Source organism: Dellaglioa sp. CoH-55-MRSF-8, from assembly GCF_056782195.1.
Genome location: NZ_JBXAYH010000050.1, coordinates 1 through 295, shown reverse-complemented (window position 1 = coordinate 295; position 295 = coordinate 1). Strand labels below are relative to the sequence as shown.

Genomic DNA, 295 nt, shown 5'->3' with positions numbered 1-295 from the left:
CACGAATTCGTGCGGAGCCGCTGCCGCGATGCTGATGTGACGCAGGGCCGGAATGTCGGTACGACGACGGTTCACGGTGGCGTTCACCAGTTCCGACAGGTCTTCGTTGCCGTGACGTGCGAGATACGTACCGCCCTTGCCGCTCTTCAGCTCCCACAGGCTATCGTCAGCTTCTGAGGTCATGATGTTCGAGCTGCCGACCGTGCGGTACGAGGCACGCAGCTCTTGCGGATCGACGACACGAACTTCGCGGTTCGCACGCAGGAATCCGACTGCGACACCAGCACGCACTTCG

General features: G+C 62.0%; 1 protein-coding gene. It reads right to left on the bottom strand.

Annotation, left to right across the window (positions count from 1 at the left end; genetic code table 11):
- On the bottom strand, positions 1-295 hold a 295-nt coding region (locus tag AC1RPW_RS07830), incomplete at both ends, for a hypothetical protein (RefSeq protein WP_481769416.1).